The sequence below is a fragment of the Georgenia daeguensis genome (genome assembly GCF_039537705.1).
GTDB classification, from domain to species: domain Bacteria; phylum Actinomycetota; class Actinomycetes; order Actinomycetales; family Actinomycetaceae; genus Georgenia; species Georgenia daeguensis.
In genome coordinates this window covers 74,197-89,088 of sequence record NZ_BAABBA010000013.1, presented here as the reverse complement: position 1 = coordinate 89,088, position 14,892 = coordinate 74,197, and the positions used below count along the sequence as shown (strand labels likewise).

The window sequence follows — 14,892 nt, the reverse complement described above, 5'->3', positions numbered from 1 at the left end:
ATGACGCAGCCACGCCGGCGTCGTCCACCCGCACGCCTACCCGTCGTGCACTCCGGCCCGGCTGCCATGCTGGTCTCCGTGGCCGATCCCGCACAGTCCCCGCTCGCCGATCTGACCTGGCCCCTCCGCACAGAACGCCTCGAGATCCGGCCGGCCACCCCGCCCGACGCCGAGGCGACGTGGCGGTACCGCCGGCTCGACGCCGTGAACCACTGGCTCACGCGGGCGCCCGCCACCCTCGAGGCCTACCGCGAGCACTTCGCGGACCCGGAGTCGCTGGCGAAGACCCTGGTCGTCGAGCGCACCGGCGAGGTGATCGGTGACCTCATGGTCGCCGTCGAGGACGCCTGGGCGCAGGTCGAGGTGGCCGAGCGGGCGCGGGCGGTGCAGGCGGAGCTCGGGTGGGCGCTGCACCCCGACCACACCGGGCGCGGCTACGCCACCGAGGCGGTGCGCGAGCTGATCCGGCTGTGCTTCGAGGACCTCGGTCTGCGGCGCGTCATGGCCAACTGCTTCGCGGAGAACGAGGCGTCGTGGCGGCTCATGGAGCGCGTCGGGATGCGCCGGGAGCTCTACACCGTCCGGGAGTCGCTGCACCGCTCGCGCGGGTGGCTCGACGGCATGGGGTACGCGCTGCTCCGGGACGAGTGGGCTCAGCGTGGCGGCACGCGCCTGGCCAGCCCCTCGTAGTCGAGCACGAGCCCGTCCTCGTCGACGCTCAGCCGGAACGGGCCGTGCACCGGGTCCCGGAACTCCCAGTCCGTCGGGCCGAGCCGGCGGTACGTCTGCTCCACCCGGTCGACGGTCAGCTCCGGCACGTCCACCCAGGCGACGGGGATGGTGACGGCCTCTCCGACCGGCAGCTCGAGCAGCCGGCGGATCGGGAGCGTGTTGGTCAGGGGCGCGGCGGCGACGTCGACGTCGAGGCACCCGTCCAGCTCCGGCGCGCGCACGCCGTCGCGGGACCACCGGCGGTCGGCCCGGAGGAGGAGCCGCCGCTCTCCGGACGTGCCGACGCCGAGCACCTCGGCACACCTTGTCACCCACCCCTCGTCGACCTCGACGCGGAACCAGCACGAGCTCGGCTCGGGCGCAACAAGCACCTCGGCGCCGTGGAACACCCACCCGCCCGGGGTCGCCTCGATCCGCCCAGCGCTGTGCCCGACCCACTCGTCGGTCCGTTCCCACGCCACCGACCTGACCGTGCGCTCCATCGCGACGACCTCCCTAGCCCGCCCCGACGTCGTCGGCCACGGCGCGGAGCACCTCGACCCAGGCGTCCGGGTCGATCCCGTACCCGGACCCCAGCCTCACGATGACGACGTCCGTGGCCGGGTCGACGTAGACGTACTGGCCGTGGTTGCCCCAGGCGTAGAAACGCCCCTCGCGTTCGACGTCGACCCACCACCCGTACTGGTACTGCGCGGCCGGGTCGGTCGTGGTGTCTTCGGCCGTCGCCTGCTGCAGCCACGCCGCAGGGACGACCTCGCGGCCGTCGACCGCGCCCTCGTGGGCGACGAGGTAACCGAACCGGGCGTAGTCCATGGCGCGGGCGTTGACGCCGCTCTCCATCTTCTCGAAGCCGCTCTGCGGACTGTCGATGCTCCACGAGGCGTCCGCCCCGGCACCCATCGGCTCCCAGAGCACCTCGGCCATGTACTCGGCCACGGGCATGCCGGTGGCGCGCTCGAGCACCGTCCCGGTCAGCAGCGGGTTGTAGTTGTTGTAGTGGAACCGCTCCCCCGGCGGCCCGGCGACCTCTGCCGAGAGCGCCACCGCGCGCAGGTCGGGCGCGTAGTAGGTGGTGGCGTCGTCGCTCCAGGGCATGCCCCGCTCCTCGTACCGCAGGCCGGACGACATCGAGACCAGGTGGCGCAGCGTGACCTCGGAGAACCGCTCGTCCCGGTCCGCCAGCTCGGGGACGTACGTCGTGACCGGGTCGTCGAGGCTGCGGATCTCGCCTCGGTCGATCGCGACGCCCAGCAGCGTGGAGAGGAAGGACTTCGCCACCGAGAACGACGTCTGGGTCGCCTCCGCCGAGGATCCGTCGAGGTACTCCTCGACCAGGACGTCCTCGTCCCGGAGCACGACGAACGCCGTCGACCCCGTGTCCTCGAGCAGATCCTCGAGGCTTCTGCCGCCGACGTCGGAGCCGAGGATCGCCGCGTCCGGAGCGTCCCGCAGCTCGAGGGTCTCCTCGCCGGCCGCCACCGCCCGGGAGTCGAAGCGGCGCCAGTCGCCGGTGTCCGACTCCAGCCACACCAGCGCACGGGCCACGGAGGAGCGGTCGAGCGAGAGACGCGCCCAGGCCTGCAGCCCGACCGCGAGCACCAGGACCACGACGACGCCACCCGCGAGCGCACGCACCCAAGGTCGCCGGGCCGTGCGCCTGACCAGCAGCACGCCCGCCACCGCGAGCGCCACGGCGCCTGCGCCGACGGCCAGTGTCACACCCATCTCTGCCTCCCGGCGGACGCTAGCACGCCCACCGGGCCCCGCCGGCGGATTCTTTTTCGCGCCAGCACCGCCCCGACGGCGTCGTCCTGCCGGCGACGGTTTGGTCCATCTCACACGGAACCAACTCTCGGGTCACGTTAGAGTTGGCGGGCCGGCCGTTGCCCCCTCGCCTGCGCCGGCACCCCACTCCCGGTGCGACGGTGCGCCGCCCCTGACCTGACCACCGGGCGTCGTCGTGCGCCCACCGACCTGGGAGTCCGTGTGACCTCACCCCTTGCCGCCCCGCGCGCCCGGCTCACCCCCGAGGAGCGCAGGCGCGCCCGCACCGAGGACGTCACCTCGGTCCTCGGCGCGCTGCGCGACCCGCGCCGGCTGCGCACCGAGGTCCTCGCCGGCCTCGTCGTCGCCCTGGCGCTGATCCCCGAGGCGATCTCGTTCTCGATCATCGCCGGCGTCGACCCGCGGCTGGGCCTCTTCGCCTCGTTCACCATGGCCGTCACGATCGCCTTCCTCGGCGGGCGCCCGGCCATGATCTCCGCCGCCACCGGCGCCGTCGCGCTGGTGATCGCCCCGGTGGTGCGCGAGCACGGGATGGACTACTTCATCGCCACCGTCATCCTCGCCGGGATCGTCCAGGTGCTCCTCGGCGTGCTCGGGGTGGCGCGGCTCATGCGGTTCATCCCGCGCAGCGTCATGGTCGGCTTCGTCAACGCCCTGGCGATCCTCATCTTCGTCGCCCAGCTGCCGCACCTGACCGGGGTCTCCTGGATCGTCTACGCGATGGTCGCGGCCGGGATCGCCGTCATCGTGCTCCTGCCGAGGATCACGACCGTGGTGCCGGCCCCGCTGGTGACGATCGTCGTGCTGACGGCGGTCACCGTGGCGTTCGCCCTCGACGTGCCGGACGTGGGCGACCAGGGCGAGCTGCCCGAGTCCTTGCCCGCGCTGTTCGTCCCCGACGTCCCGCTGACCCTCGAGACGCTGCAGATCATCGCCCCCTACGCCGTCGCCATGGCTCTGGTGGGTCTGATGGAGTCGCTCATGACCGCCAAGCTCGTCGACGACGTCACCGACACCCGCTCCGACAAGACCCGCGAGTCCTGGGGGCAGGGCGTGGCCAACATCGTCACCGGCTTCTTCGGGGGCATGGGCGGGTGCGCGATGATCGGCCAGACCATGATCAACGTCAAGGCCTCCGGCGCCCGGACCCGCATCTCGACCTTCCTCGCCGGGGTCTTCCTCCTGATCCTCGTCGTCGGGCTCGGCGACGTCGTCGCCACCATCCCGATGGCCGCGCTCGTCGCCGTCATGGTCATGGTCTCTGTCGGCACCTTCGACTGGCACTCCGTCCGGCCCGCCACGCTGCGCCGCATGCCCCGGTCCGAGACGCTGGTGATGCTCTCCACCGTCGCGGTCACCGTGGTCACGAACAACCTGGCCTACGGCGTCGTCACCGGCGTGATCGTCGCGGCGCTGATGTTCGTCCGGCGGGTCGCCCACCTCACCGAGGTCGTCGACGTCGCCCACCCGGACGAGGACACCCGCGTCTACGCCGTCCGCGGCGAGCTCCTCTGGGCCTCGAGCAACGACCTGGTCCACCAGTTCGACTACGTCGGCGACCCGGGCAACGTCGTCATCGACCTGTCCGACGCCCACGTCTGGGACGCCTCCACCGTCGCCACCCTCGACGCGATCACCACCAAGTACGCCGCCAAGGGCAAGACCGCCACCATCATCGGTCTCGACGAGGCCAGCGCCGCGCGCCACGGGCGCCTCGCCGGCCACCTCGCCGCGCACTGACCGAGCACCCCGATGTGGCTCCCTGGTCGGCGCCGCGGTCACTGGTTCAGGATCACCTCATGCATCGGCGCCCGCACGGAGCTCTGGCCGGGAGCGGTGCCTGGAACCGACGGCCTGGCGCTTCGGACCAGGCCGTCGGGCCGTCTTGGCGGTGGCCGCGATGTTGCCTCACGCCCAGGTTGGTGAGGAGGGCGCCGATCTCGCGCCAGTCTTCTCAGTTGTCCGCGAGGATGTGGTCGGCAGCGATCCAGCCGACGACGGTGGTCGGCGCCGCGGTGTTGCCGGAGACCTGTACGGGGAGTACGGAGGCATCGGCGACGCGGAGCCCGTCGACCCCGCGGACGCGCAGTTGCGGGTCGACCACGTCGTCGTCGTTCGGCCCCATCGCGGCGGAGCCGACGGCGTGGAAGATCCCGCCTCCGGCGTCCAAGGAGTACCGCAGTACCTCCTCGGGGGTGGATACCGCGGGTCCGGGGAACTCCTCGTCGAGGATGTAGTCGGCCACCGGCCCGTTGGACAGGAGCGTGCGCCCGACCTCGAGGATCGGGGCGGTCGCCGCGCGGTCCGCCTCGTCCTCCAGGAACCGGGCGTCGATGATCGGCAGGTTCTCCGGCAGCTTGCCGGAAAGGTGCACCGACCCCGTTGTCGTGGGTCGCACCTGGTAGCCCATGAACATGATGCCCGAGTGCTCCGCGAGCTTCATCGTTGCGCTGCTGGTGTCGAGCGCCATCGGGACGAAGATGCCCTGGATGTCCGGGCGGTCCAGCTCGGGTGAGGACTTGAAGTGCGCCATGAGGTCGTAGCCGCCGGTGGAGATGGGCCCGCGGCGGGTTGCGAGGTACTTCAGCCCTTCCCATCCCTGCTTGGGCACGGTGTTGAGGTCCTGGGTGGGTCCGATCTTGTGCCTGAGCCGCACCTGCATGCTGACTCCGCGCTGCTCGATCACGCGCTCACCCACGTGGGGGCTCTCGACCCGGACGCGGACGCCTGCTCCGGCCAGGACCTCCGGCCTGCCGATGCCTGAGCGCTCCAGCAGCAGCGGGGTCTCGACCGTACCGGTCGCGACGATGATCTCCTTGCGCGCGGTGTAGTCAGCGCGCTTTGATCCGCTGCGGGTGCGGACCCCGATCGCGCGCTTGCCGTCGAAGAGGAGGTAGCCGGCGCGGGTGTGGGTCTTGATGGTGAGGTTGGGACGTCTGCGGACCGGGTGGACAAAGGCGCGGTAGCTGCTGGATCGGATGCCGTCCCTGATGGTCGACGGCGTGAAGCCGACTCGCTCGGTGTCGTGGGCGTTGACGTCGTCGACGTAGTCCCAGCCCTGCTGCTGCGCCGAGGCCAGGATCGCGGCGACCACCTCGTCGTCATTCTTCGTCACCGAGACGCCGAGCGGCCCGCCGGCCCCGCGCATCGGGGACGGCCCGAGATTGTGGTCCTCGACCGTGCGGTAGACGGCGAGCACCCGTTCCCAGTCCCAGCCGGGGATGCCGAGCGCAGCCAGCTGGTCGAAGTCAGCCTTGGCGCCTCGTGACCACATCATTCCGTTGACCGCCGTCGACCCGCCGAGGACCTTCCCCCGGGTCCAGCTCTCGACCTGGCCGCTGGGCCCGATGGGCTGGGTCGGGTAGTGGTAGGTGTAACGGTCCCCGCGCAGGGTGAAGAAGAAGCCCTTGGGGATGTGGTGCATCGGGTTCGTGTCAGGCCCCCCGTGCTCCAGGAGCAGGACCTTGTTGCCGGGGTCCTCCGAGAGCCTGTTGGCCAGCACGGATCCAGCCGCGCCTGCACCGATGATGATGTAGTCGAAGTCCGACATTGCACTCCTTCGCGTCGTCGCGTCGTCGCGTCGTTGAGACGCTTGATCGTATCTGCAAAACGGGGACTGATCCCCGGTTGGTCTCCCTGCAGGCGCGGACTCGTAGATTGGCCGGATGGACAGAAGTACGCGCGGGGCTCGCAAGGACCAGGTGCGCAACCGGCAGGCGCTCCTTGCCGCCGCGCGCGACGTGTTCCGGGAAAGAGGCATCGAGGCACCGCTTGATGCCATTGCCAAGCGTGCCGGTGTCAGCAACGCGACCCTTTATCGCCACTTCCCGACGCGCCGAGATCTGGTGATCGAGATCCTGCTGGTGAACCTCGCGCGCAGTGCCGACGCGCTGGCCGATGCGGACGTTCTGCCGTCGGCCTGGGACGGGCTGGTCAGTTACCTGACCTGGCACTTCGCCGAACAGGTCGAGAACCCGGCGTACATGAGCGCGCTACGCGCCGTGCCGACCGGTGAGAACGACGAGGTCGACCGGCTTCGAGACTCGACCCTCGAGCATCTCCGTCGACTGCTGGAGCGCGCGAAGGCGGAGGGGGCTCTGCGGGCAGACCGCTGGATCGAGGACGTGTTCCTCGTGCTGGCGCTCAACGAGACGCTGGTCCACAGGAGCAACCAGGACCCCGGGAGCGCCTCGCGACGGTTCCTGGACCTCACGCTCGCCGCGCTGGCCGCAGAACCGCCTGCCCCGAACCCCGACGGGACCGAGCCCACAGCGATCCTGTCCCTGCGCCGCACGCTGGGGCGCGAACTCGCCGGACTGCCGTGACGGCTCAACGCCCCCAAGAATTCTCGACGGCGAGACTCGTGTGATCGCTGTCGAATCTCCGCAGTGCTCGACGACTCCGGAAATGCATAAACTGGTGGGAGGCACGCCCTAGCCCGACCGCCGCTCCTCGAGCAGGCCGATGAACTCGTCGGCCATCGCCACCTGCGCGAGCACCTTCGCGCGCCGCTCGCGCGCCGCCTCGATGAACCCGTCCAGCCGGGACCGCAGCTCCTCGCGCTCGGCCTCGCCCGCCCCGTCCAGGGCGTCGACGACCTCGAGAACCTGGCGCATCTCCTCCAGCGAGAACCCCAGCGGCTTCATCCGGCGGATGACCAGGAACCTCTGCAGGTCCTCCTCGGTGTAGAGCCGGAAGCCCCCCTCGCTCCGGCCCGACGGGCGCAGCAGCCCCACCTCGTCGTAGTGCCGGAGCGTGTGGATCGAGACACCGGTGCGCTCGGCCAGCTTCCCGATCTGCATCATCACCGGTGCACGCCCCGACGTCGTCATGGCGCTCAGTCTGCCGTGACCGCTGCCGGTAGCGTCGCCCTGACGCCCGAGGGAGACCACCATGCCGCTACGTTCCGTCCTGCTCTTCGCCGTCGCCGCCCTCCTCGAGATCGGCGGCGCGTGGCTCGTCTGGCAGGGGGTGCGCGAGCACAGGGGCTGGATCTGGATCGGTGCCGGCGCGATCGCGCTCGGCCTGTACGGGTTCGTCGCCACCCTCCAGCCCGACGCGAACTTCGGCCGGATCCTCGCCGCGTACGGCGGGGTGTTCGTCGCCGGCTCGCTCGCCTGGGGCATGCTCGTCGACGGCTTCCGCCCCGACCGCTGGGACGTCGCCGGCGCGCTGGTGTGCCTCGCCGGCGTCGCGGTGATCATGTACGCGCCGCGACCCGCCTGACGCTCCGCGGCCGGCCGCTGAGGTCGGACTCAGGTCCGGCAGTGCGCTCAGGCCTTGACGGCCAGCACCGGGACGTCGACGGAGAGCAGGATCTTCTGGGCGTTGCTGCCCAGCACGAGCTTGCCGACAGGCGAGCGCCTGCGCAGGCCGATGACGAGCAGACTGGCGCCGAGCTCGCCGGTGATCGTCAGCAGCTCGTCGGCGACGTCCTTGCCGCGCACCAGCTGGCGCACCTCTCCCGCCACGCCGGCGTCCGCGAGCTGGGCGCGGACCTCGTCGAGCTCGTCCTCGGTCGCCAGCAGCGGGTCGGCGTAGGCCTCACCGCCCGAGACGTTGAGGACCAGCAGGTCCTCGGCGTGGGTCCGGGCCTCGTGGATGGCGCGGGCGAGCGCGGCTCTGCCCTCGGGCTTGGTGGTGTAGCCGACGACGATGGTCATCGTGATCCTCTCTCGGTCGGCGGAGCTGGCGGTCTGGGCGGAGCTGGCAGGTCGGGCGGATCGGGCAGGTCGGGCGGATCGGCCAGATCAGGCGGGTCCGGCGGGTCCGGCGGGTCGGGCGGGTCCGGCGGGTCCGGCGGGTCGGGCTAGCCCTGGCTGTCCGGCGGCAGCGCCCGCCGGGCGGCGACGGCGCTGCTGACGACGTGGTCCTGCATGACGCGGTCGGCGGCCTCGGGGTCCCCGGCCACCAGGGCGTCGTAGATCGCGCGGTGCTCGACCGCGGCCTGCGCGGGCCGGCCCGGGTCGCTCGTCGCCCAGGCCTTGTACCGGTCGACGTGCCCGCGGATCTCGTGCAGCAGCTGGGTGCACCACGGGTTCTCGGCGCACTCGGCGACCGTGGCGTGGAACTCCCGGCCCAGGCGAAGGATCTCGGACTCGTCGCCCTCCGCGCGGTCCATCCGCTCCAGCAGGGTCTCGAGCCGGGCCCGCGCCTCGGGCGTCATGCGCACGCACGCGTCGCGGGCGAGCAGTCCCTCGAGCCGGGCGCGGATGTCGAAGATGCGGTCCAGGTCCTCGCGCCGCAGTGGTGCCACGCGCAGACCGCCGGAGAGCTGCCGGTGCACGAGCCCCTCCGCGAGCAGCAGGCGCAGCGCCTCCCGCACCGGCGTCCGGCTCACGCTCAGCCGCTCGGCGAGCGCAGGCTCGGTCAGGCGCTCCCCCGGGCTCAGCGTCCCGTCGATGATCTGGCCGCGGACCGTCTCGTACACGGTCTCCAGGCCCGTCCCCCGTCGGACGTTGGCGATCGACATGGCGGCCAGTGTGGCAGCAAAACTGGCTCTTGCATACATGCATACACGGCGGTACGTTCCGGTCAGCACCCGGGCCGAGCCGCGCGCGCGGCCGGGGGCGTGACAGCTGACAACGATGTTCAGTCGACCCGGAAGGTGCCCCCTCATGCGCTCTCGCCGCACCCTTGGCCTCCTCGCCCTCACCACCACCGCCCTCACCCTCGCCGCCTGCGGCGGTGGCGGCGGCACCGACGCCGGCAACGGCGGCACCGCCGGCGGCGGGACGTCCACCACCGGCGCAGGCGGCGCCGGCGGGGCCGCCGAGCCCATCGCCCAGCTGGAGATCATCGCGCCCGCCGCCCCGGGCAGCGGGTGGGACCAGACCGCCCGCGCGGTGCAGGAGGGCCTGCAGGGCGAGTCGCTCGCCGAGCAGGTCACCGTCACCAACGTCCCCGGCGCGTCCGGCACGGTCGCGCTCGCCCAGGTGGCCCCGCAGACCGGCAAGGAGGGCCTGTGGATGGCCTCCGGCCTGGCGATGATGACCGGCGTCGTCACCAACAACTCCGAGGTCACCCTCGACGAGGTCACGCCGCTGGCGCGGCTCATGGGCGAGTACGAGCTGATCGTGGTGCCGGCCGCCTCGGAGTTCCAGACCCTCGAGGACCTCCTGACCGCCATCGAGGAGGACCCGGCGTCCGTGCCGATCGCCGGCGGGTCGGCGGGCAGCGCCGACCACCTCTTCCTCGGCCTCCTCGCCCAGGAACGCGGCATCACGCCGAGCGACCTCAACTACGTCCCGTTCTCCGGCGGCGGCGAGGCGACGACGGCGCTGCTGGGCAACCAGGTGGCGGCCGGCATCGCCGGCACCGGCGAGTTCCAGGAGCAGATCACCAGCGGCAACCTCCGCCCGCTCCCGGTCTCCTCCCTCGAGCCCGTCGAGTCGGTGCCGGACGCCCCGACCCTCACCGACGAGGGGCTGGAGGACCTGGAGTTCTACAACTGGCGCTCGATCACCGCCCCGGCCGACCTGCCGCAGGAGACCGTCGACCAGTACGTCGCCACCCTGGACGCGCTGCACGAGTCCGAGACGTGGCAGCAGACCGTCACCGAGAACGCCTGGGAGGACGTCTACATCTCGGGCGAGGAGTTCGCCTCGTGGATCGAGGAGGAGAACGCCCGCGTCACCGAGGTGCTCGAGGGCCTCGGTCTCGTCCAGTGACGGCCGACGGCGGAGCCCACCCGGCGACGCCCGAGACCCGCCCCGCCACCGCGGGGCGGGCACGCCGGCGCATCGCGTGGGGCGAGCTCGTCCTCGGCCTGGCGGTCCTGGCCCTCGGCGTCGTCGTCCTGCTTGACGCCCGCTCGCTGCCGCCGTCCACGTCGGCCTCGGGCATCGGGGCCGGGTTCTTCCCCACCGTCGTCTCGGCGTTCACCATGGCGGTGGCGCTCGCCCTGATCGTCCACGTGCTGGCGGGCGGGCGTGGCGACCCGGACGAGGGCGAGGGCGACGTCGACGTCGCCGTGCTCCACGTCCGGGGCGCGCTGATCGTGGTCGCCGCGGTCGCCTGGTACGGCCTCGCGCTGGAGCGGCTGGGCTACGTGCCGACGGCGGTGGTGACCTTCTGGGCCATCGCCTACGCCCTCGGCGCGCGCCGCTACGTCCGGGACTTCCTCATCTCGGTCGCGCTCGCCGTCGTCATCTACGTCGGCTTCACCAGGGGGCTGTCGATCCGCCTGCCCGCCGGCCTGCTCGAGGGGGTGCTGTGATGGAGTCGCTCACCGCCCTCGGGCAGGGCTTCGCCGTCGCGCTGACCCTGACCAACCTGCTCTACGCGCTGGCCGGCACCGCGATCGGCACGCTCGTCGGCGTCCTGCCCGGCATCGGCCCCGCGCTGACGATCGCCCTGCTCCTCCCGCTCACCTACGGCCTCGAGCCGTCGAGCACGCTGATCATGTTCGCCGGCATCTACTACGGCGCGATGTACGGCGGGTCGACGACGTCGATCCTGCTCAAGACCCCCGGCGAGGCGGGCTCGATCGTCACGGCGATCGACGGGAACAAGATGGCGCGCGCCGGCCGGGGCGCCGCCGCGCTCGCGACGGCCGCCATCGGCTCGTTCGTCGCCGGTGCCCTGGCGACGGCGGCGCTCGCCGTCGCCGCGCCCGCGATCGTGGGCATCGCGGTCAAGCTGGGCCCGCACGACTATTTCGCGCTGATGGTCATGGCGTTCCTGACGGTCAGCGCGCTGCTGGGCCGCTCCGTGCTCCGCGGCCTCGTCAGCCTCGCCCTCGGCCTCGTCATCGGGCTGGTCGGCCTCGACTTCCAGAGCGGCCAGGCGCGCCTGGACTTCGGGCTGGTGCGCCTGCTGGACGGCATCGACGTCGTCCTGGTCATCGTCGGGCTCTTCGCCATCGGCGAGGTGCTCTACGTGGCCGCCCACCAGACCGGCGCGGCGTTCTCGATCGCGCGGTTCAGCGGCCGGATGATGTCGCGCGAGGACTGGCGCCGCTCGTGGAAGCCGTGGCTGCGCGGCACCGCCATCGGCTTCCCGATGGGCACGATTCCCTCCGGCGGGTCCGAGATCCCCACGTTCCTCTCCTACTCCCTGGAGCGGAGGCTCTCCAAGCACCCGGAGGAGTTCGGCAAGGGCGCCATCGAGGGCGTCGCGGGGCCGGAGGCGGCGAACAACGCCAACGCCGCCGGCGTCCTCGTGCCCCTGCTGACCTTGGGCATCCCGACGTCGGCGACCGCGGCCGTCATCCTGGTGGCCTTCCAGCAGTACGGCATCCAGCCCGGTCCGCAGCTGCTGACCAACCAGGCCGCGCTGGTGTGGGGCCTGATCGCGAGCCTGTTCGTCGGCAACGTCATGCTGCTCCTGCTGAACCTGCCGCTGATCCGGGTGTGGGTGAAGATCCTTCAGATCCCCAAGCCGTACCTCTACGCCGGCATCGCGCTGTTCGCGCTGCTCGGCGCCTACACGCTCAACGGCGCGGTGTTCGACGTGTGGGTCATGGCCGGGATCGGTCTCCTCGGCTACGTCATGCGCCGGTTCGGCGTCCCCGTCACGCCCCTGATCATCGGAGCCATCCTGGGCCCGCTCGCGGAGCTCCAGCTGCGCCGGGCGCTCGACATCTCCGCCGGGGACCTGGGCATCCTCGTCAGCTCGCCGTTCTCGATCACCGTCTACGTGCTCCTGGTGGTCGCGATCGTGCTGCCGCGGGTGCTGGCGCGCCGGACCGCCGCCCGGGCGCCCGCCGACACCGCCGTCTGACCCGATGGCGGTGGCGCGGGGGTGGCCGGTCGCCCTCATGTGCCACGCGGTCGTCGTCCAGGCGCTCACGTACGTCGTGCGCCCGACGACGGCGTACCGCGCCCTCGAGCTCGACGTCCCGGCGAGCCAGCTCGGGCTGCTCTCCGCGGCGTTCGCCGTCGTCCCTCTGCTCATCGCCATCCCGGTGGGGCGGATGACGGACCTGCGTGGCGAGCGGCTCCCGCTCTGGGCTGGCGCCGGCCTCATGCTCGTGGCCACGGCCGGGCTGGCGTGGCTGGCCGACTCCCTCGCCGCGCTGCTGCTGTGGAGCGTGGTGCTGGGCGTCGGGCACCTGCTGACCATCGTGGGCGAGCAGACCACGGTGACGGTGATGCGCAGCGCGCGCGGGCTCGACTCGGCGTTCGGGCGTTACACCCTGCCGGTCTCGTTCGGCCAGATCGTCGGGCCGGGCCTGATCACCGCGCTGGGCGGTGACGGCGCCCTCCCGGACACCTCCGCGGTCCTCGGCGGGGCGGTGGTGCTCGCCGTCCTGCTGGTTCTCAGCACCGCGGCGATGCGCACCCGGGCGGCCGGGCCCGCCCGCGACGACCCGCCGGGGAGCCTGCGGCTGGCGATGCGCGTGACCGGGCCGGTGCGCCGGGAGCTCTTCACCGCCATCGCGGCCTCGCTGGTGCTCATCGCGGCGATCGACCTGCTCGTCGTCTACCTGCCGGCCCTCGGGGCGCAGGCCGGGATCAGCGCGGGGACGGTCGGCGTGCTGCTGTCCGTGCGGGCGGCGGCGTCGATGCTCTCGCGCATGTTCGTCGGCTCGCTGGTGGCCCGCTTCCGCCGCCTTCCCACGCTCGGCGCCTCGCTGGCGCTCTCCGCGCTCGCCGTCGCCACCATCCCGGTGCCCATGCCGCTGGCGGTGCTCGTCGCGGTCATGGCCCTCGGCGGGCTGACGCTCGGGATCGGGCAGCCGCTGACCATGGCGTGGGTGACCGAGGCGTCGCCGCCCGGCGCGCGCGCCACCTGGCTGTCGGTGCGGCTGACCGGGAACCGGCTGGGGCAGACCGTCGTGCCGACCGTCGCCGGGCTTGCCGCCTCCTCGGCCGGGGTGGGCGGCGTGCTGTGGGTGATGGCCGCCGCCCTGGCCGGGGTCGCCCTGGTGGTCCGGCGCGGTCGGCCGACCTGAGCGGTCGCTGTTCAGGAACGACGACGCCGCAGGTGGGGCCCGCGCCGTGAGCGGGAGGCTCGTCCTCGCAGGTCCGGGGGGAGCCGCGGCGTGCTGCGCCGGTGGCCGAGACCAGAGGCGCTACCGTCTGAGGTCGCGTCCCGTCACCTCTCCTGGAGCCCCCTTGGCCGGATCGTCCGCACCGCACCCCGCCCTCGACGACCCGGCCGCTCAGTGGCAGCCGTTCGCCTTCACCGTCCGCCGCGGAGGTTCCGCCGCCGACGGCGCCGGTCACAAGGCCGACCTCGAGTCCAACCTCGTCGAGGCGCTCCGCGTGCGCGGTGTCGTGGGCGCGGTCGCCGACGGCGCCACCGCGGCCCTGCCGGGCTGGCTCCTGGTTCGCATCGCCATCGACGACGACGGACGGGTGGTCACGGCCGCGGGCGGACTGCCGCCGCGGCCGTCGGTCCAGGTGGAGGAGCTCGTCGGCGCGCTGGCCCGGCAGCTGGGCGTCACGGTGGTGATCGACGAGGAGAACGCCCTGGGGCCGGACGGTCGTCCGGTGCCGGGCGAGGACGTCCTCCCGGCCGACGTCGCGGGAGATCTCCGGTTCGTCTACGCCTGGCGCGGCACCGATCTCCTCGGCGCGCGGGCGCTGGCCAGCTCGATGAAGCAGCCGGTCACGGCGTACCGGCAGGAGGCCTGGGTGGTCGCGGTGGTGGAGGACGACACGAACGTCGTGCTCGAGCAACCGCCTGCGTGGGACCTCGGCTTTCCCTTCGTTACCATGTCCCGCACGGGTGAGGTCCGCTCCCTCACGTACGCCGCCGCGAAGGGAAGGAAGGCGCTCGCGCTCGAGCTGGGCTGGGCGCCGCCCATGGCGCCTGTGCTCCCCGACCCGGGCCGCGACGGACCCGCCGTGCGACGCCTGGCCGAGTGGTTGTCCGCCGGCCGGCTCGACCCGGGCGACCTGCCGGCGCACCCGGACCTCAGTGACGAGCTGGCCGAGGACCTGGTCGCGGCCACGGGCAGCCCGGACGGCCACGACTTCCTGGTCACCGTCGGCACGCTCCTCGGTGTGCCGCGGCTCGTCGCGGAGCTCGCCGAGGGCGCGCCCGGTGCGGAGCTGCGGGCCGGCATGCCCGAACGTGTCGAGCCCAGCAGCGCCTCCGGGCTCGTCGGCGCCGCCTTCCGGGCGGAGCTCTCCCGTGAGCCCACCGGCTCGGACCCGTTCAGCCGCCTCCGGCGCCTCTTCCGCGCGCGTCCGGGATGGCACCTGGCGTTCGGCCTGCTCGAGCTCGCCCTCGGCACGCTGGTCTGGCTGAGTCTGCTCGGGGCGTGGAGCGACGTGCCCGGCTGGCTGCGCACCACCGCCGCCGTCCTGCTCACCGTCGACGGTCTCGGGAACGCCCTCCTGGCCGCACACCGCCTTCGGAAGCTCCGGGGCACGGTACGGAACGGGTGACGCCGGCGCGCTGCTGGCGCTCGGCGCGGTCCCG

At 72.6% G+C, this 14,892-nt stretch carries 15 protein-coding genes; 9 read left to right on the top strand and 6 right to left on the bottom strand.

The window, feature by feature from the left end; genetic code table 11:
* Positions 1 to 78: 78 nt before the first annotated feature.
* Positions 79 to 690: a GNAT family N-acetyltransferase gene (locus tag ABD774_RS13645; protein ID WP_345042166.1), complete on the top strand. Its 612-nt coding sequence runs from the start codon at positions 79 to 81 to the stop codon at positions 688 to 690.
* Here ABD774_RS13645 and ABD774_RS13640 read toward each other — a convergent pair.
* Positions 654 to 1,214 (bottom strand): putative glycolipid-binding domain-containing protein, encoded by a 561-nt coding sequence (locus ABD774_RS13640; RefSeq protein WP_345042164.1) that lies wholly within the window; start codon positions 1,212 to 1,214, stop codon positions 654 to 656. The genes ABD774_RS13645 and ABD774_RS13640 overlap by 37 nt on opposite strands.
* A gap of 13 nt (positions 1,215 to 1,227) precedes the next feature.
* On the bottom strand, positions 1,228 to 2,457 hold the full coding sequence (locus ABD774_RS13635) for a serine hydrolase domain-containing protein (RefSeq protein ID WP_345042161.1): 1,230 nt from the start codon (positions 2,455 to 2,457) through the stop codon (positions 1,228 to 1,230).
* A gap of 354 nt (positions 2,458 to 2,811) precedes the next feature.
* On the opposite strand from ABD774_RS13635, the gene ABD774_RS13630 reads away from it, so the two are divergent.
* Positions 2,812 to 4,257 carry a SulP family inorganic anion transporter gene (locus ABD774_RS13630; protein ID WP_345042258.1) on the top strand — a complete coding sequence of 482 codons (1,446 nt, stop codon included), beginning with the start codon at positions 2,812 to 2,814 and terminating at the stop codon, positions 4,255 to 4,257.
* Positions 4,258 to 4,471: 214 nt separating this feature from the next.
* Here ABD774_RS13630 and ABD774_RS13625 read toward each other — a convergent pair whose 3' ends face one another.
* The gene (locus ABD774_RS13625; RefSeq protein ID WP_345042159.1) at positions 4,472 to 6,067 is read right to left on the bottom strand and encodes a GMC family oxidoreductase; all 1,596 of its coding nucleotides are present in this window, start codon (positions 6,065 to 6,067) and stop codon (positions 4,472 to 4,474) included.
* Between the two features lie 115 nt (positions 6,068 to 6,182).
* Here ABD774_RS13625 and ABD774_RS13620 point away from each other — a divergent pair, with 115 nt between their 5' ends.
* A complete protein-coding gene (locus tag ABD774_RS13620; RefSeq protein WP_345042157.1) occupies positions 6,183 to 6,842 on the top strand; it encodes a TetR/AcrR family transcriptional regulator in 660 nt (219 codons plus the stop codon).
* A 108-nt stretch (positions 6,843 to 6,950) separates the two neighbouring features.
* Here the strand turns inward: ABD774_RS13620 and ABD774_RS13615 are convergent, their stop codons facing one another.
* The gene (locus tag ABD774_RS13615) at positions 6,951 to 7,349 is read right to left on the bottom strand and encodes a MerR family transcriptional regulator (protein WP_345042155.1); all 399 of its coding nucleotides are present in this window, start codon (positions 7,347 to 7,349) and stop codon (positions 6,951 to 6,953) included.
* A 61-nt stretch (positions 7,350 to 7,410) separates the two neighbouring features.
* Between ABD774_RS13615 and ABD774_RS13610 the strand changes: the two genes are divergently transcribed.
* On the top strand, positions 7,411 to 7,743 hold the full coding sequence (locus tag ABD774_RS13610; protein WP_345042153.1) for a YnfA family protein: 333 nt from the start codon (positions 7,411 to 7,413) through the stop codon (positions 7,741 to 7,743).
* 47 nt (positions 7,744 to 7,790) lie between these two features.
* On the opposite strand, the gene ABD774_RS13605 is transcribed toward ABD774_RS13610, so the two are convergent.
* Both ABD774_RS13605 and ABD774_RS13600 read right to left on the bottom strand, forming a co-directional pair.
* The gene (locus ABD774_RS13605) at positions 7,791 to 8,180 is read right to left on the bottom strand and encodes a universal stress protein (protein WP_345042150.1); all 390 of its coding nucleotides are present in this window, start codon (positions 8,178 to 8,180) and stop codon (positions 7,791 to 7,793) included.
* A 146-nt stretch (positions 8,181 to 8,326) separates the two neighbouring features.
* Positions 8,327 to 8,989 (bottom strand): GntR family transcriptional regulator, encoded by a 663-nt coding sequence (locus ABD774_RS13600; protein ID WP_345042148.1) that lies wholly within the window; start codon positions 8,987 to 8,989, stop codon positions 8,327 to 8,329.
* Between the two features lie 145 nt (positions 8,990 to 9,134).
* Here ABD774_RS13600 and ABD774_RS13595 point away from each other — a divergent pair, with 145 nt between their 5' ends.
* The 5 genes from ABD774_RS13595 to ABD774_RS13575 all read left to right on the top strand — a co-directional run bounded on the left by ABD774_RS13595 (position 9,135) and on the right by ABD774_RS13575 (position 14,858).
* Positions 9,135 to 10,187, top strand: coding sequence for a Bug family tripartite tricarboxylate transporter substrate binding protein (locus ABD774_RS13595; protein ID WP_345042146.1), 1,053 nt, complete (start codon positions 9,135 to 9,137; stop codon positions 10,185 to 10,187).
* The gene (locus tag ABD774_RS13590; RefSeq protein ID WP_345042144.1) at positions 10,184 to 10,735 is read left to right on the top strand and encodes a tripartite tricarboxylate transporter TctB family protein; all 552 of its coding nucleotides are present in this window, start codon (positions 10,184 to 10,186) and stop codon (positions 10,733 to 10,735) included. Before ABD774_RS13595 ends, ABD774_RS13590 begins: the two co-directional genes overlap by 4 nt.
* The gene (locus ABD774_RS13585; RefSeq protein WP_345042142.1) at positions 10,735 to 12,240 is read left to right on the top strand and encodes a tripartite tricarboxylate transporter permease; all 1,506 of its coding nucleotides are present in this window, start codon (positions 10,735 to 10,737) and stop codon (positions 12,238 to 12,240) included. Before ABD774_RS13590 ends, ABD774_RS13585 begins: the two co-directional genes overlap by 1 nt.
* A gap of 4 nt (positions 12,241 to 12,244) precedes the next feature.
* Positions 12,245 to 13,414, top strand: a complete 1,170-nt coding sequence (locus tag ABD774_RS13580; protein ID WP_345042140.1) for an MFS transporter — start codon at positions 12,245 to 12,247, stop codon at positions 13,412 to 13,414.
* Between the two features lie 163 nt (positions 13,415 to 13,577).
* A complete protein-coding gene (locus tag ABD774_RS13575) occupies positions 13,578 to 14,858 on the top strand; it encodes a ubiquitin family protein (RefSeq protein WP_345042137.1) in 1,281 nt (426 codons plus the stop codon).
* The last annotated feature ends 34 nt before the right edge of the window (positions 14,859 to 14,892 follow it).

What these genes read in the sequence shown, in the direction of transcription:
- ABD774_RS13640 (WP_345042164.1), bottom strand. Translation starts at nt 1,214, where the DNA reads ATGGAGCGCACGGTCAGGTCGGTGGCGTGGGAACGGACCGACGAGTGG.
- ABD774_RS13635 (WP_345042161.1), bottom strand. Translation starts at nt 2,457, where the DNA reads ATGGGTGTGACACTGGCCGTCGGCGCAGGCGCCGTGGCGCTCGCGGTG.
- ABD774_RS13625 (WP_345042159.1), bottom strand. Translation starts at nt 6,067, where the DNA reads ATGTCGGACTTCGACTACATCATCATCGGTGCAGGCGCGGCTGGATCC.
- ABD774_RS13620 (WP_345042157.1), top strand. Translation starts at nt 6,183, where the DNA reads ATGGACAGAAGTACGCGCGGGGCTCGCAAGGACCAGGTGCGCAACCGG.
- ABD774_RS13615 (WP_345042155.1), bottom strand. Translation starts at nt 7,349, where the DNA reads ATGACGACGTCGGGGCGTGCACCGGTGATGATGCAGATCGGGAAGCTG.
- ABD774_RS13610 (WP_345042153.1), top strand. Translation starts at nt 7,411, where the DNA reads ATGCCGCTACGTTCCGTCCTGCTCTTCGCCGTCGCCGCCCTCCTCGAG.
- ABD774_RS13605 (WP_345042150.1), bottom strand. Translation starts at nt 8,180, where the DNA reads ATGACCATCGTCGTCGGCTACACCACCAAGCCCGAGGGCAGAGCCGCG.
- ABD774_RS13600 (WP_345042148.1), bottom strand. Translation starts at nt 8,989, where the DNA reads ATGTCGATCGCCAACGTCCGACGGGGGACGGGCCTGGAGACCGTGTAC.
- ABD774_RS13595 (WP_345042146.1), top strand. Translation starts at nt 9,135, where the DNA reads ATGCGCTCTCGCCGCACCCTTGGCCTCCTCGCCCTCACCACCACCGCC.
- ABD774_RS13585 (WP_345042142.1), top strand. Translation starts at nt 10,735, where the DNA reads ATGGAGTCGCTCACCGCCCTCGGGCAGGGCTTCGCCGTCGCGCTGACC.
- ABD774_RS13580 (WP_345042140.1), top strand. Translation starts at nt 12,245, where the DNA reads ATGGCGGTGGCGCGGGGGTGGCCGGTCGCCCTCATGTGCCACGCGGTC.